The organism is Kitasatospora sp. NPDC001540 (genome assembly GCF_042894345.1).
In the GTDB taxonomy this organism is placed as follows: domain Bacteria; phylum Actinomycetota; class Actinomycetes; order Streptomycetales; family Streptomycetaceae; genus Kitasatospora; species Kitasatospora phosalacinea_C.
Genome location: NZ_JBIAVO010000062.1, coordinates 1 through 19,653 on the forward strand (window position 1 = coordinate 1; position 19,653 = coordinate 19,653).

The following is a 19,653-nucleotide window of genomic DNA, read 5'->3' on the forward strand; positions in this document are numbered from 1 at the left end:
GGGCGCCCCCCCGGCGGCGGGGGCGGGCGCCCCCCCCCCCCCCCCCCCCGCGGCCCCCCCCCCCCCCCCCCCCGGGGGCGGGCGGCGCGGCGTCCCCTCACCGGCCCGGGGCTACAGCGTCTCGTAGTAGTGGCTGGCGAAGATGCTGAGGCACGGGTAGGCCGCTTCCTGTGCGGACTCGGCCTCGACCTCCAGCTGCTGCAGGGCGAGGATCTCGGTCACGGAACGGTTCCTTCCTGGTCGGGGCGGGCGGACGGCGCTCGGGACGGGAGCTCAGGACAGGTCGGTGTCGACCCACGAGCTGGCGTAGATGCTGAAGCAGGGGAAGGCCGACGCCTCCGCCTCCTCGTCGGTCGGGACGTCGAGCTGCTGCAGGGCGAGGATCTCGGTCACGGAACGGTTCCTTCCTGGTCGGGACGGGTCGGGTCGGGACGGGCGGACGGCGAAATCAGTACGGCGGGGCTCAGTACAGGGTCTCGGTGATCGTGCTGGCGTGGATGCTGAAGCAGGGGAAGGCCGCCTCCTCCGCCTCCTCGCCGGTCTCGACCTCCAGCTGCTGCAGGGCGAGCACCTCGGTCATGGACGACTCCCTTCACTTGATCGTTTCACTTGCCCGTCCACGTGACCGTGGACGGGCGGGATCCAGGGTGAACCAGTCGTCACCCGGGCCGTGGAGGACGCGGTGCAGGGCCAGCAGGACGCCGGCGCTGCCACTGGCCACATCGGCGCTGAACCGGAGCGAACCCGTTCCGAGCCAGCGGACGCCGTCCCCGTGCGGGACGGCGTACTTGAGGAGCCCGGTCGCCGTCCGCACCGCGTGCCCGCGGTCGGCGTCGTTCCGGGTGAAGTCGGCGTACTGCGCGAGCAGGTGGACCAGTCCGGCGAAGCCGTCGTGCAGGCCGGACTGCACCGCGCAGACCTTGCGGGCGTCGGCGACCACCCGGGGCAGGGCCTCGGCGCAGCGTTCGTCCTCCGCGTAGCGGAGCAGGGCGGTGCCGATCCCGGCGGAGCCGGTGGCGAGGTAGGGCATCACCCGCCGGTTCACCGCGTTGTCGGCGAACGAGAGCGAGCCGTCGGGCAGTTCCACCGCACGGTCCAGTTCCTGGTGGAGCAGGGCCCGCCCGGCGTCCCGGTAGCGCGGCTCCCCGGTCGCGGCGGACAGGTGGTGCAGGAAGAGGGCCGGCCCGGAGCGGCCGTGGAACAGGCCGCGGGCGTCGTTCGCGCCGAGCGTCGGCACCGGGTCGGCGGTGCGCAGCAGCGCCTCGCCGGCGGCGGCGGCCCGTTCCAGGTGGTCGGGGTCGCCGGTGTCCCGGTGCAGGGCGAGCCAGGCGAGACCGATCCCGGCGCGCCCGCCGGCCAGGGTGCCGGTCGCCGCCGTCAGCGGGTGGCCGTCCGCACCGCGCAGCAGGTCGGCCGCCTCGTCCGGGTGCCCGCCGCGGGCCAGCACCCGGGCGACCCCGGCGGAACCCGCCAGCAGCCCGGGCGGCAGTTCGTCCGCCGCGGCCAGCGCGTCGCGGCGCAGCCGCTTGACGACGTCGTCCGGGACGGGCAGGCCCGCCCGCTGGAGGGCGTGCACCACGCCGGCGGTGCCGTACGCCAGGCACACCGTGTTGGTGTGGAACGCGGCGGGCGAGGGCGGGAAGAGCGGGCCTGGCCGGTCGGGGTCGGCCAGGTCGAGCAGTCCGGTCGCGGTGCGCTCGGCGAGCCGCGCCAGGCAGCCCAGCGGGTCGGCGTCGACCTCCGCCGGGTCGGGCAGCGGCGCGGAGGCGCCCGGGCCGGGACGGTGGAAGGCGGTGGCACGCCGCCACAGGTCGGCGGGGACGGGCCCGGCCGCCGCCAGGTCGCGGCGCAGCAGGGCGAGGTTGGCGGCGGACAGCTGGGGCGCGTTGTGGAAGGGCGCGAGCAGGGTGAGCACGATCGCGGCCAGGCCGTAGCGGTCGGCGAGGAGCGGGTCGGCGGGGTCGGCCCGGCCCGGGGGCGGCGCGAAGCCGGGGGTGCCCATCCGGGCGGGGCGCTCGGCCAACGGGGTCACCGACTCGAAGTCGACCAGCCGGGGCTCCCCCTCGGGGGTGACGATGACGTTGCCGGGACTGACGTCGCCGAACCGCAGCCCCAGCGCGTGCAGCCGGCCGAGCGCCGCGTCCAGCCCGGCGAGCAGGCGGCGGCAGTCGGCGTGGTACCGGTCGAAGTCGGCGGCGGGCCGGTCGGTCTGGAGGACCGGCGAGTTCTGGTTGATCCACTTCACCAGCGGTCGGCCCTCGACGTGCTCCATGACGAGGAAGTCGTGCTCCCACTCGGTGAAGTGGGCCAGCGGTTCGGGACAGGCGCCCGGGGCGGCCGCGTGCACGGCGGTGAGGTTGTCGTACTCCCGGCGCAGCCGTTCCCGGGCGCTCGTGCCGTCCCAGGTGTAGCCGTTGTGCGGGCGCGCCTCCTTGATCAGGACCAGCCGCCCGGTGCGGGTGTCGCGGGCCTGGTAGGCGCCGCCGGCGTTGCTCGGCTGCAGCACCTTGACGACCTCGTAGTCGCGGAGGCGGACGGCGCCCCGGTGCGGAGCGGGCTCCTCGGTCACGAAGGGGTCATCGACGCCGTCGGGCAGGACGAAGTAGGGCCGTCGGACGTCCGGCACCTCGTGTCCCCGGCCGTCCAGCACCAGCGGCTCCGCGGTGCCGTCGGGCAGCAGCCGGCTGCGGCGGGCGAACGCGCCGTAGCGGTAGTGGACGGTGCGGGAGTCGCGGTAGCGGCGGTCGCTGAGGACGTACCCGCCCTCCTCGTGGCGCAGGGCGTCGGCGAGCAGGTCGAGCAGCCGTCCGGCGGTCTCGGTGTCGGGCGGGTACGCGGCGCAGAACTTGCCCGCCTGGGAACGGGAGGCGTGCTTGTGGTGCAGGGCGAGGAAGAAGAAGCGCGCCGACACGTGCTTGAACGGCACGCCCTCGGCGAAGCAGGTGTCCGCCACCGTGTCGAGCACCTCCTGCGCCCGCTCCAGCCGGGCCGACACGTGGACCTTCCAACCCTGCTCGGCGCGGCGGAGCCCGGGGGCGCTCCACGCCGTCCAGATGTCCCGGTCGGTGCCGCGCCAGCCGACCGGCACCCGGGTGGGGGCGAAGCGCCGCCCGGGGTCGGCCATCGTGCCGAGCGGAGCGTAGAACTGCTCGTCGGCGAGGGCTTCGGACAGTGCGTCGAACAAGGGGGCCTCCTCGAGGTCGTCCGGTGGCGGGCGGACGCGGCGGGCCGTCCTTCCTGCGAACGCGGTGGGCCGGGCCGACGGGACGCCCCCGGCCGGGGAGGGACGGGGCGTACCGGTTCGGGCCGTGCGCAGGACGCTAGGCGCGACGGGTTCGGCAGTGGTCAACTACCGGTATGGGAGCGCCTGTTCGTCCGACGCGCGGGGCCCGTGACCCCCGTTGTTCGAGCCGGCGCCGAACGCCGTCACCGAGGCGACGACGCGCTGCGGCACCCGCACCCCGTGGCCGACGGGGCTCCGGCCCCGCCGGCGTGCTCCCCCCTACGACCTGTCCGCGTCCGTGGTGTTCGTGGCCCGGTCGCGCAGTGCGGGCAGCAGCTCCTTCTCGGCCCAGTCGAGGAAGGCGGGCTGGCTGTCGCCGCCGACCTGGATCAGCGCGAGTTCGTCGAACCCGGCTTCGGCGTAGGGGCGCACGGCGTCGAGGAAGTCCTCGACCCGGTCGCCGCAGGGGATGGACGCGGCGACGTCCTCGGGGCGGACGTACTGGCTGGCGGCGGCGAAGCCGGCGGTGCCGGGGAGGTCGGCGTTGACCTTCCAGCCGCCGCCGAACCAGCGGAACTGGGCGTGGGCGCGTTCGACGGCGGCGTCCCGGTCGCGGTCGAAGCAGATCGGCACCTGGCCGACCGCGGGCTTGCCCGCGCCGCCCGCCTCGGCGAAGGCGGTGAGCAGCTCGCGCTCGGGCTGGACGGCGATCACCAGGTCGGCGAGCCGCCCGGCGGTCGCGCAGGAGACCGGGCCGGAGACGGCGACGCCGATCGGCGGGGGCTGGTCGGGCAGGTCCCAGAGCTTGGCGCCGTCGACCTGGAAGTGCCGTCCGTGGTGGGTGACGTACCCGCCGTCGAACAGCGCCCGGATGATCTCCACGGCCTCGGCCAGCATCTCCTGCCGGACCGCGACGGGCGGCCAGCCGCGGCCCACCACGTGCTCGTTGAGGTTCTCCCCGCTGCCCAGCCCGAGCCTGAAGCGCCCTTCGGAGAGCAGTTGCACGGTGGCGGCCTTCTGCGCCACCACCGCCGGGTGGTAGCGGACGGTCGGGCAGGTCACGTACGTCATCAGCGGCAGCGTGTCGGTGGCCTGCGCGACCGCGCCCAGCACCGCCCAGGCGTAGGGGGCGTGGCCCTGTTCGTCCAGCCAGGGGAAGTAGTGGTCGGAGATCACCGAGAAGTCGAATCCGGCGCGTTCGGCGCGCACCGCGTCGGCGACCAGGTCGCGCGGGCCGCGCTGCTCGGTCATGAGGGTGTATCCGATGCGCATCTGTGCCTCCTGGTGGGGTTGTTGCGGTCAGCTCGCGGTCAGCAGTTGCGGGGCGAGCGTCTTGATCAGGGTGTTGGTCCAGCGCATCTGGCGGAGCGTCTGCGGGTGGCAGCGGCTCGCCAGTTCCAGCAGTTCGGCGTCCCGGCCGGCCTGCGCGGCCTGGGCGAGCATCTCCCAGTGCAGGGAGTTGCGGGAGGCGGCGAGGTGCAGGGCCGTCAGGGCCTCCAGCAGGCCGGGGAGGCCGTCCGCGTCCGGCCGCGGGGCGAGGTCGGCGGCGGCCTTGCGGCGCAGCCGGGTGAGGGCGGTGGGGTCGCGGTCGGCGGGCAGGTGGAGGTCGCGGGCGGCGGCGGTGGCGGCGATCAGGCGGGCGTGTTCCGCGGACCAGCGGGCGGTGTCGGTGGCGACGTGGTGGAACTCGTGCTCGGCGCGGTGCTCCTCGGCGGCGGCCAGCAGGTCGTCGCGGAGGGCGAGTTCGCCGTCGTGCAGGGTGCGCAGGACGGCTTCGACGGGGTTCACGGGGTGGCCTCCGGTGCGGGTGCGGGTGCGGGCCGCTGGTCGGCGAGGGCGGCGGGGCCGCCGGTGGTGGGGGGTGCGGCGGTGGGGTCGGCGGGTGCGGCGGCGCCGGTGGTGGGGGCGGGGGCGGGGGTGCCGTCGGCGGGGGCGAGCCGGGTGAGGCGGGCGGCGGCGGTCTTGAAGAGCGGTTGCTTGGAGACCGGGTCCCAGTCGGTGGGGGTGGTCTCGTTGGCGGCGCGCCCGCCGTCGGCGCCGGGGCCGGTGCGGCCGGGGGTGTCCCAGTAGCCGTAGTGGAAGGGCAGGAAGAGCAGTCCGTCGCGCAGCGCGGTGACCCGCAGCCGGGCCCGGACGGCGCCGCGCGCCGTGGCGACCTCGACCAGGTCGCCCTCGCCGAGGCCCTGCCGGCGGGCCTCCCCGGCGCCGATCTCGACCCACATCTCGGGTGCGGCGGCGTCGAGTTGGGGGGTGCGGCCGGTCTTGGTGCGGGTGTGGAAGTGGTAGAGGGTGCGGCCGGTGGTGAGCTGCAGCGGGTAGTCGTCGCTGACGTCCTCGTGCGGGGGCAGGTACTCGGCGGCCTTGAGCACGGCCTTGCCGCCGGGGTTGAGCGCCCGGTACTCGGCCTCGGAGACGGACGCGCCGGTGACCAGGTCGCGCCCGTAGCTCTCGCAGGTGTCGGGGTCGGCCCAGGAGATGCCGTCGGTGTAGAGGCGTTCGGTGCCGTCGGGGTGCTCGGCGTTGCAGGGCCACTGGACGCCGCCGCGCTCGCGCAGCAGTTCGTAGCCGAGGCCGGTGTAGTCGCAGGGGCGTCCGGCGGAGCAGCGCTGCCAGGCCGCGAACGCGCCGGGGGCGTCGTGCCAGCCGATCAGCGGGGCGCCGTCGCGGTCGCGGAAGTCCATCCGGCGGGCGTAGTCGAGCAGGATGTCCAGGTCGGGGCGGGCCTGGCCGGGCGGCCGGACGGCCTGTTCGCAGAGGTGGACGGTGCGGTCGGCGTTGGTGAAGGTGCCGGTCTTCTCGCCCCAGGTCGCGGCGGGCAGCACCACGTCGGCGAGCAGCGCGGTCTCGGTCGGGTAGAGGTCCTGGACGACGGTGAACAGGCCCTCGGAGCGCAGGAGTTCGCGGATCCGGGCGAGTTCGGGCAGCGAGACCGCCGGGTTGGTGCCGGAGATCCACAGCAGTTTGATCGAGCCCTGTTCGGCGTACCGGAAGATCTGCATCGCGGGGGTGGGCGGGCCGTGGTGCAGAATGCGGTCCACGTCCACGTTCCACAGCTTGGCGAGTTCGGCGACGTGCGCGGCGTTCTCCCAGTTGCGGAAGCCGGGCAGGTCGCCGTCGGCGCCGCACTCGCGGGTGTTCTCGGCGGTGGGCTGGCCGTTCATCTGGAGCACCCCGCAGCCGGGGCGGCCGAGCATGCCGCGCACCAGCTGGATGTTGTTGACCTGGACGGCGGCGGCGGTGGCCTGGTGCGACTGGTAGACGCCCTGCAGCACGGTGGAGAGCAACTTCCGCGCTTCGCCCAGCAGTTCGGCGGCCCGCCGGATCTCCCGGGCGGGCACGTCGCAGATCCGGGCGGCCCACTCGGGCGTGCACTTCTCGACGCCCGCGGCGAGCTCGGCGTACCCGACGGTGTGCGCGTCCAGGTACGCGTGGTCGATCCGGTCGGTGCGGACGAGTTCGTGCAGCAGCGCGTTGAGCAGCGCGACGTTGGTGCCGATCCGGGGCGCGAGGTGCACCTCGGCGCGGGCGGCGACGGGCGTGGGGCGCGGGTCGACGCACAGCAGCCGGGGCGGTTCGGAGCCGGCGAGGCGGTCCAGCACCCGCATCCACAGCACCGGCTGGGTCTCGGCCATGTTGTGGCCGTACAGCGCGAGGGTGTCGCAGTGGTCGACGTCGGTGTACGAGGCGGGCTGGCCGTCGCAGCCGAAGGTCTCCTTGAGCGCCTCGGCGGCGGTGGCGGTGCACAGCCGGGTGTTGCCGTCCAGGTGGTTGGTGCCGATGCCCGCGCGGGCGATCACCGCGAGGGTGTAGTACTCCTCCAGGAACAGCTGGCCGGAGGTGTAGAAGCCGATCGAGCCGGGGCCGTGCGCGTCCAGCAGGTGCCTGCTCCGGTCGACGACCAGGCCCATGGCGGTGTCCCAGTCGCTCTCCTCCAGGCGGCCGTTCCGTCGCACCAGGGGCACGGTGAGCCGGTCGTCGGCGTGGTTGGCCTGCCAGCCGAACAGGTCCTTGGGGCCGAGCCGCCCCCGGTTGACCCGGTCGTCGGCCCGGCCGCGCACCCCGACGATCCGGCCGTCGCGCACCGCGACGTCCATCGCGTCGCCGTTGGAGTGCAGCAGCGAGGCGGTCGGCACCCAGCGGTCCACCCCGTCCCCGGTCAGGTACGCGTCCCGGCGCACCGGCCAGGGCTGCCCGGGCCGGTAGGGGGTGCGGTCGCCCCAGGGTTCGGCGATCCGGTCGATGCGTTCGCGCACGTCTCCACCTCTCTCGTCACGGTCCGACGGCTGGCGCGTGTACCCGGCGGGCCGTCCGGCACGCCTGTCAGGGGTCGAGCAGGTCGAGGACGGCCCGTTCGACGGCGGGCCCGGCGCCGGGCGGGCCGGGCCCGTCGGGGCGGGCGGCGAGCTCGGGCAGGGCGTCGGCGAGGGTGGTGCCCCGGTCGTACAGCTCCAGCAGCCGCGGGTTGACGTAGGAGGCCCGGCAGACGGCCGGGGTGTTGCCCAGGTGGTCGGCGACCTCCCGGACCACCCGGGCGGCGGCCCGGCGGCGGGCGGCGGCGGAGCGGGCGGCCCGCGGCCGGGCGGCGGCCAGTCCGACGGCGGCCAGCACGGTGGCGTGCCAGGTGCGGAAGTCCTTGGCGGTGGCGTCGGTGCCGGTGTGCTCGCGCAGGTAGCCGTTCAGGTCGGCGGCGGTCAGCCGGTGCCAGCGCCGGCGCTCCCAGTGCGCCAGCAGCACCGGGTCGTCGTCGCGGCGGCGCAGCAGGGCGCGGACGGTCCGGGCGGCGGCGGGGTCGGCGAAGGCGATCTCGCGGTGCCGACCGGACTTCGCGGGGTACGAGAAGCGCAGCCGCTCGCCGCGCACGGCGGCCTGGTCGCGCAGCAGGGTGGTGAGGCCGTGCGAGCCGTTCTCCTTCGCGTAGGACGGGGAGCCGATCCGGAAGGAGCCGAGGTCGAGCAGGCGCACCGCGCAGGCGGCGACCCGGTCGTGCCGCAGGCCGCGCAGGTCGAGGTCGGCGGCGGCGCGGGCGCGCAGGGCGGGCAGGGTGCGGGCGAAGGCCAGCACGTGGTCGTGCTTGGCCGCCTCCTGCCGGGCCCGGAACTCGGGGTGGTACAGGTACTGGCGGCGCCCGGCCTCGTCGGTTCCGGTGGCCTGGAGGTGGCCGGTGGGCCTGGGGCAGATCCACACGTCCCGCCAGGCCGGGGGGACGGCGAGCGCCCGGATCCGGGCCAGGGCGCCGGGGTCGCGCAGCGGGGTGCCGTCGGTGTCGCGGTAGGAGAAGCCGCGGCCCTGCCGCCGTCGGCTCCAGCCGGGGGCGTTCGGGTCGCTGGTGGTCAGCCGTGCCATCCGGTGCCTCCGGTTCCTTCCACTCCTGGGGTCCTCACTCCTGGGGTCTTCACTCCTGGGGTCTTCACTCCTGGGGTCTTCACTCCTGGGGGCGCAGCGCGTCGCGCAGCAGGCGCAGGGCGGCCTCGACGGCGGTGGCCCGGACGTCGGCGGGCCGGTCGGTGGGCGGGTCGGGGCGGGCGGTGCGGGTGCCGCGCGGGCCGCTGACGGCGACGTGCACGGTGCCGACGGGGCGGCCGTCGTGCGGGGCGGGCCCGGCGACGCCGGTGGTGGCCAGGCCGTAGGTGGCGCCGGTGAGGGCCCGGGCGCCCTCGGCCATCTGGGCGGCGACCTCGGGGTGGACGGTGCCCTGCTCGGCGACCAGGGCACCGTCCACCCGCAGCAGCCCGGTCTTGACCTCGGCCGCGTAGGCGACGACGCCGCCGAGGAAGACCCCGCCCGCGCCGGGGGCGTCGGCCAGGGCGGCGGCCAGCCGCCCGGCGGTGAGGGACTCGGCGGTGGCGACGCTGTGCCCGGCGGCGGCGAGCGCGGCGGTGACCTGCCGGGCCAGGACGGCGGTGTCGGGCAGGTCGGGGTGGTGGGCGCCGGTGCTCATGTCTCGCGGGCGACCTTGACGGTCTTCAGCTCGGAGTCGGCGCTGTCGGGGACGAGCATGCCCGCGTCCAGCCCGGTGCGCAGGTAGTCCAGGACGGCGTCGTTCAGGCGTTCGCCGGGGACGACGGCGGGGATGCCGGGCGGGTACGGGGTGAGCATCTCGGCGGCGATCCGGCCGGACGCCTTCGCCAGCGGCACGTGTTCGGTCGGCCCGAAGAACGCGTCGCGCGGCAGGTCCGCCTGCTCCAGCCGCAGCTCGCCCGGGTCGGGGACGTCCACGGTGGTGGCCGGGCGCAGGGTCGGCACGGCGTCGACGAGTTCGCGCAGGCCGTGCAGCAGGGCGTCGGCGGTGGTGCTGTCGTCGGCGTGGGTGAGCTGGGCGCTGATCCGGCGGTGGTCGCAGATGTGCAGGGTGAGCTGGTGGTGGGAGCGCAGCCAGTCGCCGGCCCGGTAGCCGGTGGTGCCGAGCGCGGAGATGTCGATGATCACCTGGAGCGGGTCGAGGTCGGCGGCCAGGTCGGGGCCGCAGAAGTCCTCGCGGCCGTGGACGTGCAGCCCGTCGATGGCCTCGATCCGCTCGCGGACGTCGGCGGCGAGCGCCAGCGCGGCCCCGTACAGCTCGTGACCGTGCTGGACCATCTGGCGGCGCCAGCCGTCGAGCGCGGCGTAGATCAGGGTGGAGGGGCTGGTGGTGCCGAGCAGGTCCTCGCGCTGCTTGAGGACGTCGGGGGCGACCAGGTCGCCCTGGAGGTGGAAGACCGAACTCTGTTCGAGGGCCGAGCCCATCTTGTGGACGGAGGTGACGCAGACGTCGGCCCCGGCGTCCATCGCCCACTGCGGCAGGTCGGGGTGGAAGGGGAGGTGCGCGCCCCAGGCCTCGTCCACGATCAGCGGTTTCCCGGCGGCGTGGCAGACCTCGGCGATGCCCGCCAGGTCGGCGCAGGTGCCGTACGGGGTGGGCGAGGTGACCAGCGCGCCCTTGACGTCGGGGTGCCGCTCCAGGGCGGCGCGGAACGCCTCGGCGCGCGGCGGGTGGGCCAGGTGCAGCTTCGGGTCCCAGGACGGGTCGACCCAGACCGGGCGGATGCCGGCCAGGATCAGCCCGGCCACCACGGACTTGTGGGCGTCCCGGCTCACCAGCAGTTCCTCGTGCGGCCCGGCGACGGAGAGCATCGCGGCCTTGACCGACAGGGAGCTGCCGCAGGTGGAGAAGAAGGTGTGCTCGGCGCCCACCGCCTCGGCCATCAGCGCCTGGGCGTGCGGCAGGATGCCGCGCGAGTCGGTGCGGTCGTCGAGGCCGCCGCTGGCCAGCACGTCGGAGCGGAACACGTCCGGCCCGAGGGCGCGCAGGACGCGCGGATCGGCGCCCCGTCCCTGCTTGTGGCCGGGCGGGGTGAAGACGGTCAACGGGTTGGCGTGGAAGGCTGCGAGGGCTTCCAACACCGGCGCTTGCGACTGGTCCATGCGGGCGCGTGTGCCCCCGCTCCGGGCGACGAAACGGGGCCGGACGGGTGCGGCGGGCGGTCGGCGGCGGACGGCGGCTCAGCGGCGGACGGCCGTGACCAGGTGGGCGGCGGTGCGCAGCCGGATGCCGTCGGGACCCTGGTGGGGGCGAGGGCGGCGGTGGAGGCGGCGTCGCCCGGCGGGTGGAGCGGGCCTGGCGGGAGGGCGCGCCGGGGCCGGGCACGGTGGAGGCCGCGGTGGCCGCCTACCTGGTGGGCGGGCAGCGGCCGGGCCGCCTCTCCCCCGCCGCCGACGGCCCGATGCTCGCGCTCGCCCTGGTGGGCACCGTCCACCACCTGCTGAGGCACGGTCACGCCGGGACGGACGTGCCCGCGGAGCTGATCCGCCGTCTGGTCGCCGCGCTGGTACCGGCACCCGAAGGGGGTAGTACCGCGGTACCACCGAGCGGCGAATGATCGTCCCCGGGTGCCGCCGTCCCGGCCCGCTCCGCGCCTAGCGTGGCCGTACGAGGCCGCGCCCGGCGCGGCCGTACGAGGCGGTCGGGACGGTCCCGGCCGGGTGGCGGCAGGGAGCGGGCCGATGATCGAGGCGCAGCAGTTGACGAAGCGTTACGGCGAGAAGACCGCCGTCGACGGGCTGGACTTCACCGTCAGGCCGGGCAGCGTGACCGGCTTCCTCGGCCCGAACGGCGCGGGAAAGTCGACCACCATGCGGATGATCGTCGGCCTGGACGCGCCCACCGCCGGGTCGGTTCGGGTCAACGGCCGCCGCTACGCCGAGCACGCCGCGCCGCTGCAGGAGGTGGGCGCGCTGCTGGAGGCGAAGTCGATCCACCCGGGGCGCTCGGCCCTCCACCACCTGACGGCGCTGGCGCACACCCACGGCATCCCGCGCTCCCGGGTCGAGGAGGTGATCGGCCTGACCGGCCTGGAGTCGGTCGCGCGGAAGCGGGCCGGGGCGTTCTCGCTGGGCATGGGGCAGCGGCTGGGCATCGCGGCGGCGCTGCTGGGCGACCCGGCGACCGTCATGCTGGACGAGCCGGTCAACGGGCTCGACCCGGAGGGCGTGCTGTGGATCCGCAACCTGCTCACCGGCCTGGCAGCCGAGGGGCGGACGGTGTTCGTCTCCTCGCACCTGATGAGCGAGGTCGCGCTGGTCGCCGACCACCTGATCGTGGTCGGCCGGGGCCGGCTGCTGGCCGACACCACCGTGCGGGAACTCGTCCGGCAGGCCGGCGGCGACCGGGTCACGGTCGCCTGCGCCGACCCGGCGAAGCTGCGCGGACTGCTCACCGGGCCGGGCGTGGAGATCACCGGCCGCAGCGGCGCGGAGGAGCTGGAGGTGACCGGCCTGACGGCCCGCCGGATCGGCACCGTCGCCGCCGAACACGGCATCGCCCTCTACGAGTTGGCCACCCGGACGGTCTCCCTGGAACAGGCCTTCATGGACCTCACCCGGGACGCCGTGGAGTACCACGGCTCCGCCACCACCGACACCTCCACCACTTCGAGCCCTTCGAGGAGCGCCGCGTGAGCACCATCGCCCCGACCCCCGCCGCGCCGTCCGCCGCCGAGCGCCCCGCCCGTCCCCCGTACCGGGTCACCGCCGTCCGGGTGGTGCGCTCGGAGTGGGCCAAGATGTGGTCGCTGCGCTCGACCTGGATCACCCTCGGCCTCGGGCTGTTCTTCCTGGTCGCGTTCGGCCTGATCGCGGCCTTCCAGTTCAAGTCCCGGCTGGACTCCGGCCGTCCGATGGAGCGGGACTTCGCCGAGGCGAACGCGCTCACCCTGTCGCTGTTCGGCACCAACTTCGCGCAGCTCGCGCTCGGCGTGCTGGGCGTGCTGATCGCGGCGGGCGAGTACTCGACCGGCACGATCCGCTCCACCCTGGCCGCGGTGCCGCGCCGCCTGCCGGTGCTGTGGGCGAAGGCCCTGGTGTACGGGGTGGTCGCGCTGGTACCGGCCACCGTCGGCGTGTTCGTGGCCTTCCTGATCGGCGGCGACGTGCTCTCCGGCACCCGGGCCGCCCTCACCTTCGCGGACCCGGGCGTGGTGCGCGGCCTGTTCGGCGCGGGCCTGTACCTGGGCCTGGTCGGCGTGATCGGCGTCGCGCTGGGCATGCTGCTGCGCTCGGTCGCGGGCGGCATCTCGGTGCTGGTCGCCTCGCTGATGCTGGTGCCCGGCCTGGTCTCCCTGCTGCCCACCTCCTGGCACAGCCACATCAGCCCCTACCTGCCCAGCAACGCGGGCCAGGCGCTGTTCGCCCTGCACCACGACGGCACCACCCTGTCGCCGGGCGCCGGGCTCGCCGTGTTCGCGCTCTGGACGGCGGCGGCGCTCGCGGGCGGCGCGGTGCGACTGGTCCGGCGCGACGCCTGACGCCGCTGCCGCGCCCGACACCGGCGCGGCGCCTGGCACACTGACCTGTCGCGGGGGGGGGGGGGGGCGGGCGCCGCCCCCCCCCCCCCGCCCCCCCCCCCCCCGGGGGCGGGCGCCCCCCCCCGCGGGGGGGGGGCCCCCCCCGCCCCGCCGGCCCCCCCCCCCCCCCCCGCGGCGCACCCCGTCCGACCACCCCTGGGGCTCCTGTGCACGATCCGCTCCTCCCCCACCGCCCGAAGGGCCCCGAGGGCGCGCCGCTGCTCGACCTCCTCGCCCGGGCCGGGCAGCGCCTGCGCGGGCCCGCCGACCGGCACCCGTGGCTGCTGGACGCCGCCGTGGTGGCCCTCTCCTTCCTGGCGTTCTGCGTGCCCGATCTGGTGCACGACGGCGACGGCGAGGGCCCGCGCGGGCACCGCCCGGCCTTCGCCCACCTGCCGCTGCCCGCCGTCCTGGCCTTCCAGGCCGCGCTGCTGCTGCCGCTGCTGTGGCGCCGCCGCCGACCGGGCACCGCGTTCGCCGCGGTGACGGCGGTGTTCCTGCTGCAGTGGTCGCTCGGCGCGGCCCTGCGGGCGGACGCGGCCCTGCTGCTGGCGCTGTACGCGCTGGCCCTGCACGGGCGGCTGCGCGACCTCGCCCGGGCGCTCGGCGTCACCGCCCTGGGCATCGGCCTGGTCGCGGCCCGGCTGTCCTCCGCCGCCCCGGTGTGGGACGTGCTGTTCTTCCTCACCGCCGCGGTCACCGCCGCCGTCGCCCTCGGCATCGCGGTGCGGGTGCGCCGCGCCCAGCTCGCGGGCCTGCGCGAACGGGCCGCCCGGCTGGAGCTGGAGCGCGACCAGCGCAGCCGCCTGGCCGCCGCCACCGAACGCGCCCGGGTCGCCCGCGAGATGCACGACATCATCGGCCACAACCTGTCCGTGATCATCACCCTCGCGGACGGCGGCGCGTACGCGGCCCGCTCCTCCCCCGAACGCGGCCGGGAGGCCCTGACCCTGATCGGCGACGCGGGACGGCAGGCCCTGGGCGAACTGCGCCGGATGCTGGGCGTGCTGCGCGAGCACGGCGACGGCCCCGCGCTCGCCCCGCAGCCCGGCATCGCCGACCTGGCCGACCTGTGCGGTCGGATCCGGGCCGCCGGGCCCGAGGTGGTGCACCGCACCGAGGGCGCCCTGGAGACGCTGGACCGCGGCGTGCAACTGACGGTCTACCGGATCGTCCAGGAGGCCCTGACCAACACCCTCAAGCACGCCGGGCCGTCGACCCGCGCCCGGGTCTCCGTCGCGCTCTCCGGCACCCGGCTGCGGGTCCGCGTCGACGACGGCGGCCCGCCCCGCGGCGTCCCCGCCCCCGCGACCGCGCCCGGCGCGACGACCGGCGCACCGTACGGCGAGGGGCAGGGCGTCACCGGCATGCGGGAACGGGCCGCGCTGTACGGTGGCACCGTCACGGCGGGCCCGGCCCCCGGCGGGGGCTGGTCGGTGGTCGCCGACCTGGACGTCACGCCCGCCGCCGACCCGGAGAGCGCCCTCCCCGCCCTGCCCGTCCTTCCCTCCCCGTCCGTCCTCGACCCGTCCGCCCTCGACCCGGCCGGAGGCCCGGTGTGACCACCGTCCTGATCGTCGACGACCAGCCGCTGCAGCGCTTCGGCTTCCGGATGCTGCTGGAGAGCCAGCCCGACACCTCGGTCGCCGGGGAGGCCGGGCACGGCGCGGAGGCGGTCCGGCTGGCCGCCGAACTACGGCCCGACGTGGTGCTGATGGACATCCGGATGCCCGGCATGGACGGCATCGAGGCCACCCGGCTGATCGTCACCTCGGGCGGCCGCTCCCGGGTCCTGGTCCTCACCACCTTCGACCTCGACGAGTACGCCCACGCCGCCCTGCGCGCCGGAGCCAGCGGCTTCCTCCTCAAGGACGCCCGCCCGGAGGAACTCCTCGCGGGCATCCGCGCCGTAGCCTGCGGCGACGCCGTGGTCGCCCCCGCCGTCACCCGCCGCCTGCTCGACGCGTACGCCCACCACCTCCCCGTCCGCCCGCCCGGCCCCGCCACCGACGACCCCCGGCTCGCCGCCCTCACCGGCCGCGAGCGCGAGATCCTGCTCGCCGTCGGCCAGGGCTGGACCAACGGCGAGATCGCCGAGCGCCTGGTCCTCTCCGAGTCCACCGTCAAGACCCACGTCGGCCGCGTCCTGGCCAAGATCGGCGCCCGCGACCGCGTCCAGGCCGTCATCCTCGCCTACGACCTGGGCCTGACCCGCCCCAACCCGCCCGCCCCGCAGCGCACTTGACCCACCCCGCTCCTCACGGCACGACCTGACGGCACCCGGCCCGCCGAACCGCGCCCTCCGGGCCTCCCTCCGCGCAGCGGGTCTCAGTCCGCCCGCTGCCCCGCCCCCGGCAGGGCGGTGCGGAAGGTGGTGGCCGGGCCGTCGAGGATCGTCAGGGTGCCGCCGTGGAGGGTGGCGATGTCGCGGGCGACGGACAGGCCCAGGCCGGTGCCGCCGTCGTCGCGGCTGCGGGCGTCGTCGAGGCGGGTGAAGCGTTCGAAGACCTTCTCGCGGTCGGCGGGGTCGATGCCGGGACCGTCGTCGGTGACGTCCAGCAGGACGGTGCCGTCGGCGGGGTCGGTGCCGACCCGGACGGTGACCCGGGTGCGGGCGTGGCGCTGGGCGTTGTCGAGGAGGTTGGTGAGCAGGCGGCCGAGCCAGAGGCGGTTGCCGAGGACCAGGACGCCGTCCCGGGCGTGCAGTTCGACCCGGGGGCGGGCGGCGACGGTGGTGCGGGCGGCGACGGTGGTGCGGGCGAGTTCGGCGAGGTCGAGCGTCTCGCGGGGAGCGCCGTGGCTGGTGGCGTCGAGGCGGGCGAGCAGCAGGAGGTCGGCGGCGAGGGACTGCAGCCGGTCGGTGTCCTGGAGCGCCCCGGCGACCATCTCGGCGCGGACGCCCGGGTCGGGGTGGGTGTGGGCGACCTCCAGCTGGGTGCGGAGCACGGCGAGCGGGCTGCGCAGTTCGTGGGAGGCGTCGGCGATGAAGCGGCGCTGCCGGACGCCGGCCGACTCCAGGCGATCGAGCATGGCGTTCATGGTGTGGGCGAGCCGGGCGATCTCGTCGTCGCTGCCGGGTTCGGGGACCCGCCGGTCGAGGTCGCGGTCGCCGATCCCGGCCACCTCGGAGCGGATCGCCTCGACGGGTCGCAGCGCGCGTCCGGTGGTGTGCCAGGTGACGACGCCGACGGTGGCGACCAGGACGGCGCTGAGCGCGGCGAGCCCGACGGTGGTGAGGTCCTCCGCGGTGTCGGCGGTGTGCAGGGAGGCGCCGACCCGGATGGTGAGCGGACCGTTCGGGGTGTCGGCGGTGACGGTGGTGACGCGCTGGTGGTGCTCGTCGCCGAGGGCACCCAGGTCGAAGGTGGAGTGGCCGTCGCGGATGCCGGTGGGGGCGAGGGCGGGGCGGCCGGCCAGGTTCTGGCTGGCGGCGACGACCTTCCCGTCCGGGCCGGTGACCTGGATGAAGTCGGTGCCGTGGTCGAGCGGCAGCTCGCCGGGCAGGTGTCCGTCGGTGGCGAGGGCGGCGACGGCGAGGGCCTGTTCGCGGGCCCCGGCCTCGACGCTGCGCTGCAGGTCGGCCCGCATCAGCAGCAGGACGGCGGCGGAGGCGACCAGCAGGACGACGGCGACGGCGGCGCAGGCCGCGATGGTGGTGCGGGCCCGTACGGAGCGGAGGGCGGAGCGGGCGAGGCGGCCCCGGAGCGCGGCGGACCGTTCAGCCACCGTCGGGCTCCAGCCGGTAGCCCGCGCCGCGCACGGTCTGCAGGGCGGTGCGACCGAACGGGGCGTCGATCTTTCGGCGCAGCGCGCTGATGTGCACCTCGACGGTGTTGGGGTCGCTGTCGGCGGCGGCGTCCCAGACCTGCTCGAGGATCTCGCGCTTGGAGACGGCCTCCCCGGCCCGCCGGGCCAGGTGGTCGAGGAGGGCGAACTCGCGGGGCGTCAGCGCGATCGGGGTGCCGCCGCGGGTGCAGGTGCGGGCGGCGGAGTCGACGACCAAGTCGCCGAGGACGGCGCGGCGCGGGGCGCGGGAGCCGATCCGGCGGGCGAGGGCCTTGAGCCGGGCGACCAGGACGACGAAGGAGAACGGCTTGGAGAGGTAGTCGTCGGCGCCGGTGTCGAGCGCCTCGGCCTCGTCCCACTCGCCGTCCTTGGCGGTGAGCATCAGGATGCCCGCGTCGCTGCCCGCCGCCCGCAGCCGGGCGCAGACCCGGTAGCCGTTGAGGCCGGGCAGCATGATGTCCAGGATGATCACGTCGTAGGAGTGGTCGGTGGCCCGGGCCAGGCCGGACAGCCCGTCGTGGACGGTGTCGACGTGGAAGCCCTCCGCCTCCAGGCCGTGCTTGATCGCCAGAGCGAGCCGCCGTTCGTCCTCCACCACCAGTACGCGCATGCCTCCAGGGTGGCAGGCCCGCGGGGTGGGGGGCTGAAGGTGTCTTCAGGTCGGCTCGGCTACCCTTCAGCGCGCCCCGGTGTCACGGGGCCCGCCCGGGCGCGGTGCCCGGACGCGCAGGGGGGACGGGAGTCGGGGACGTGGACGAGCAGGATCAGCCGGGGCAGCCGGTGACGGCGGGGCGGTCGGCGGCGGCCGGACGGGCGCTGCCGGGGTGGCTGCACGGGCGGGCGGCGCGCTGGGGCGGCGGGGTCGCGGTCGCGGCGCTGCTGGTCGGCGGCGGGGCGGCGGCCGTCGCCGCCGGGCACCACGGGCCGCACGGGCATCACGGTGGGAAGGCCGCGGCCCGCGACGGGGGGCACGACGGGCGGCGGCCCGGCGACGGGCCGCGCGGGGGGCGGCACGACCGGGGCGGGCGCGAGGGCGGGCGCGAGCAGCGGCCGCAGGACCGCGATCGGCGGTCGGACCGTCCGGCGCCGGCGCCGCTGCCCTCGCTGACCGCCGCCGACGCGGTGGCGAAGGCGTCCGCCGCGGTGCCGGGCGGCCGGATGGAGTCGCTGCGCGCGGTCGCCGCGATCGACGGCGGCCGGGCCTGGGAAGCCGTGGTGCTGGGGCCGGACGGCGTCCGGCACCTGGTGACGGTGGACGGCGCCACCGGCGAGCCGACCGGCAACACCGCCCTCGGCGGCTGACGCCCGCCGCCCGCGGCGGACGGGCGGTTTCCTGAAGGCGTCTTCAGGTCTTCAGGAGCCGTTCAGCGCGGTTGGACCATGCTGGTGCCGACGGGGCCGTCCGGCTCCGGCGCTTCGCGGAAAGGCGCTTCGACGATGCTCCCCTCCTCGGCCCTGCTGGCCGTCAACCCCTTGGACGCCGGGTCGTTGCTGGCCTCGTTCGGTGCGCTGGGCGTCGCGGTGGTGATGTTCGCGGAGACCGGCCTGCTGGTGGGGTTCTTCCTGCCGGGCGATTCGCTGCTGTTCACCGCGGGGCTGTTGTGCACCACCGGCGGGCACGGCGGGCCGCACCTGAACCTGGGCCAGGTGCTGGCGGCCGCCGTGGTGGGCGCGCTGGCGGGGGCGCAGACCGGGTACCTGATCGGGAAGCGGGGCGGCCGGACGCTGCTGGCCCGTTCGCGCAACGAGCACCTGCTCCGGGGGGCGGAGCGGGCCGAGGAGATCCTGACCCGGTACGGGCACGCGAAGGCGGTGGTGCTGGCGCGCTTCGTCCCGGTGGTGCGCACCGTGCTGAACCCGCTGGCGGGCGCGCTGGGGGTGGACGCGCGGACCTTCACGCTCTGGCAGGTGGTCGGCGGTCTGCTCTGGACGGCGGGGCTGGTGCTGGCGGGGTACGCCCTCGGCTCGTCCGTCCCGAACGTGGACCACTACCTGCTGCCGATCGTGGCCCTGGTGGTGGCGGTGTCGCTGCTGCCGCTGGCCCTGGAGCTCCTCCGTTCCCGCCGCCGGGCCGGGGCCCGGTGAGCGGCGCGGAGCCGCGGCGGCCCGCCCGGTGGGCCGCCGCCTGCGGCGGGGCGTTCGCGCTGCTGGCGGTGGTGCTGGCGGTGCACGGGTGGCGGCCGTTCGCCTTCGAGGCGGCGGCGGTGCGCTGGGGCGTGGCGCACCGGCCGGAGGGGGCGCGGGAGGCGGCGGTGGCGGTGACGGCGCTGGGCACCGACGTCTTCCCGTACGTGCTGGCGCTGGCGGCGGGTGCGGTGTGCGTCCGGTCGGGCGGGCGGTCCGCGGAGCGGCGGACGGCGGCGGTGCTGCTGGCGCCGGTGGTGTGGCTGGTGGCGGGGCAGTTGCTGCGGCAGGGGCTGATGCGGGGCTTCGCCCGGCCGCGGCCGCCCGCCGCCGGGTGGGCGTTCGACGCCTCGGGGTTCGCGTTCCCGTCGGGGCACGCCTTCACCTCGGCGCTGTCGGCGGGGCTGCTGGCCTGGGCGGTGGCGCGGGCCCGGCCGCGGGCGGCGCGGGGTGCGGTGGCGGGGGCGGTGCTGTTCGCGGGGGTGATCGGCTTCACCCGGGTCTTCCTGGGCGTGCACTGGCCGCTGGACGTGCTGGGCGGCTGGCTGCTCGCGGGCTGCTGGCTGGCGCTGGCCGGGGGGGGGGGGGGCCGCCGCCCCCCCCCCCGCGCCCCCCCCCCCCCCCCCCCCCCCCCCCCCCCCCCCCCGCCCCCCCCCCCCGCCCCCCCCCCCCCCCCCCCCCCCCCCCCCCCCCCCCCCCCCC

General features: G+C 76.5%; 20 protein-coding genes. 8 read left to right on the plus strand and 12 right to left on the minus strand.

Annotation, left to right across the window (positions count from 1 at the left end; genetic code table 11):
* Positions 1-111: 111 nt before the first annotated feature.
* The 10 genes from ACFY00_RS36880 to ACFY00_RS36925 form a co-directional block, all read right to left on the minus strand.
* On the minus strand, positions 112-222 hold the full coding sequence (locus ACFY00_RS36880; RefSeq protein ID WP_388038300.1) for a class III lanthipeptide: 111 nt from the start codon (positions 220-222) through the stop codon (positions 112-114).
* A 51-nt stretch (positions 223-273) separates the two neighbouring features.
* Complete coding sequence (locus ACFY00_RS36885; RefSeq protein WP_388038303.1) at positions 274-393, minus strand: class III lanthipeptide; 120 nt, start codon at positions 391-393, stop codon at positions 274-276.
* Positions 394-463: 70 nt separating this feature from the next.
* Positions 464-580, minus strand: coding sequence for a class III lanthipeptide (locus ACFY00_RS36890; protein ID WP_209439450.1), 117 nt, complete (start codon positions 578-580; stop codon positions 464-466).
* Positions 581-592: 12 nt separating this feature from the next.
* Complete coding sequence (gene lanKC, locus ACFY00_RS36895) at positions 593-3,184, minus strand: class III lanthionine synthetase LanKC (RefSeq protein WP_388038306.1); 2,592 nt, start codon at positions 3,182-3,184, stop codon at positions 593-595.
* Between the two features lie 318 nt (positions 3,185-3,502).
* The gene (locus ACFY00_RS36900) at positions 3,503-4,495 is read right to left on the minus strand and encodes an LLM class F420-dependent oxidoreductase (RefSeq protein WP_388038308.1); all 993 of its coding nucleotides are present in this window, start codon (positions 4,493-4,495) and stop codon (positions 3,503-3,505) included.
* Between the two features lie 27 nt (positions 4,496-4,522).
* Positions 4,523-5,011 carry a hypothetical protein gene (locus ACFY00_RS36905; RefSeq protein WP_388038310.1) on the minus strand — a complete coding sequence of 163 codons (489 nt, stop codon included), beginning with the start codon at positions 5,009-5,011 and terminating at the stop codon, positions 4,523-4,525.
* Positions 5,008-7,476 (minus strand): molybdopterin oxidoreductase family protein, encoded by a 2,469-nt coding sequence (locus ACFY00_RS36910; protein WP_388038313.1) that lies wholly within the window; start codon positions 7,474-7,476, stop codon positions 5,008-5,010. Before ACFY00_RS36910 ends, ACFY00_RS36905 begins: the two co-directional genes overlap by 4 nt.
* Positions 7,477-7,543: 67 nt before the next feature.
* The gene (locus ACFY00_RS36915; protein WP_388038315.1) at positions 7,544-8,566 is read right to left on the minus strand and encodes a DNA topoisomerase IB; all 1,023 of its coding nucleotides are present in this window, start codon (positions 8,564-8,566) and stop codon (positions 7,544-7,546) included.
* A gap of 79 nt (positions 8,567-8,645) precedes the next feature.
* Positions 8,646-9,161 (minus strand): CinA family protein, encoded by a 516-nt coding sequence (locus ACFY00_RS36920; protein ID WP_388038318.1) that lies wholly within the window; start codon positions 9,159-9,161, stop codon positions 8,646-8,648.
* Positions 9,158-10,624 (minus strand): aminotransferase class I/II-fold pyridoxal phosphate-dependent enzyme, encoded by a 1,467-nt coding sequence (locus ACFY00_RS36925; protein WP_388038321.1) that lies wholly within the window; start codon positions 10,622-10,624, stop codon positions 9,158-9,160. The genes ACFY00_RS36920 and ACFY00_RS36925 overlap by 4 nt, the downstream gene beginning before the upstream one ends.
* Positions 10,625-10,860: 236 nt before the next feature.
* Between ACFY00_RS36925 and ACFY00_RS36930 the strand changes: the two genes are divergently transcribed.
* From ACFY00_RS36930 to ACFY00_RS36950, 5 genes are all read left to right on the plus strand, one after another.
* Positions 10,861-11,079, plus strand: a complete 219-nt coding sequence (locus ACFY00_RS36930; protein WP_388038324.1) for a hypothetical protein — start codon at positions 10,861-10,863, stop codon at positions 11,077-11,079.
* 124 nt (positions 11,080-11,203) lie between these two features.
* Positions 11,204-12,157, plus strand: coding sequence for an ABC transporter ATP-binding protein (locus ACFY00_RS36935; RefSeq protein ID WP_388038326.1), 954 nt, complete (start codon positions 11,204-11,206; stop codon positions 12,155-12,157).
* Positions 12,154-13,002, plus strand: coding sequence for an ABC transporter permease subunit (locus ACFY00_RS36940; RefSeq protein WP_388038328.1), 849 nt, complete (start codon positions 12,154-12,156; stop codon positions 13,000-13,002). Before ACFY00_RS36935 ends, ACFY00_RS36940 begins: the two co-directional genes overlap by 4 nt.
* A 206-nt stretch (positions 13,003-13,208) precedes the next feature.
* Positions 13,209-14,603, plus strand: coding sequence for a sensor histidine kinase (locus tag ACFY00_RS36945; protein WP_388038331.1), 1,395 nt, complete (start codon positions 13,209-13,211; stop codon positions 14,601-14,603).
* A complete protein-coding gene (locus tag ACFY00_RS36950) occupies positions 14,600-15,286 on the plus strand; it encodes a response regulator (RefSeq protein WP_388038334.1) in 687 nt (228 codons plus the stop codon). The genes ACFY00_RS36945 and ACFY00_RS36950 overlap by 4 nt, the downstream gene beginning before the upstream one ends.
* A gap of 83 nt (positions 15,287-15,369) precedes the next feature.
* Here the strand turns inward: ACFY00_RS36950 and ACFY00_RS36955 are convergent, their stop codons facing one another.
* Positions 15,370-16,767 carry an ATP-binding protein gene (locus ACFY00_RS36955; protein ID WP_388038337.1) on the minus strand — a complete coding sequence of 466 codons (1,398 nt, stop codon included), beginning with the start codon at positions 16,765-16,767 and terminating at the stop codon, positions 15,370-15,372.
* Positions 16,760-17,437, minus strand: coding sequence for a response regulator transcription factor (locus ACFY00_RS36960; RefSeq protein ID WP_388038339.1), 678 nt, complete (start codon positions 17,435-17,437; stop codon positions 16,760-16,762). Before ACFY00_RS36960 ends, ACFY00_RS36955 begins: the two co-directional genes overlap by 8 nt.
* A 140-nt stretch (positions 17,438-17,577) precedes the next feature.
* Here ACFY00_RS36960 and ACFY00_RS36965 point away from each other — a divergent pair, with 140 nt between their 5' ends.
* From ACFY00_RS36965 to ACFY00_RS36975, 3 genes are all read left to right on the plus strand, one after another.
* On the plus strand, positions 17,578-18,129 hold the full coding sequence (locus ACFY00_RS36965; RefSeq protein WP_388038341.1) for a hypothetical protein: 552 nt from the start codon (positions 17,578-17,580) through the stop codon (positions 18,127-18,129).
* A 135-nt stretch (positions 18,130-18,264) separates the two neighbouring features.
* On the plus strand, positions 18,265-18,912 hold the full coding sequence (locus ACFY00_RS36970) for a DedA family protein (RefSeq protein WP_388038343.1): 648 nt from the start codon (positions 18,265-18,267) through the stop codon (positions 18,910-18,912).
* Positions 18,909-19,653 (plus strand): phosphatase PAP2 family protein (locus ACFY00_RS36975; RefSeq protein WP_388038346.1); only part of this gene is annotated, 745 nt, incomplete at its 3' end. The genes ACFY00_RS36970 and ACFY00_RS36975, both read left to right, overlap by 4 nt.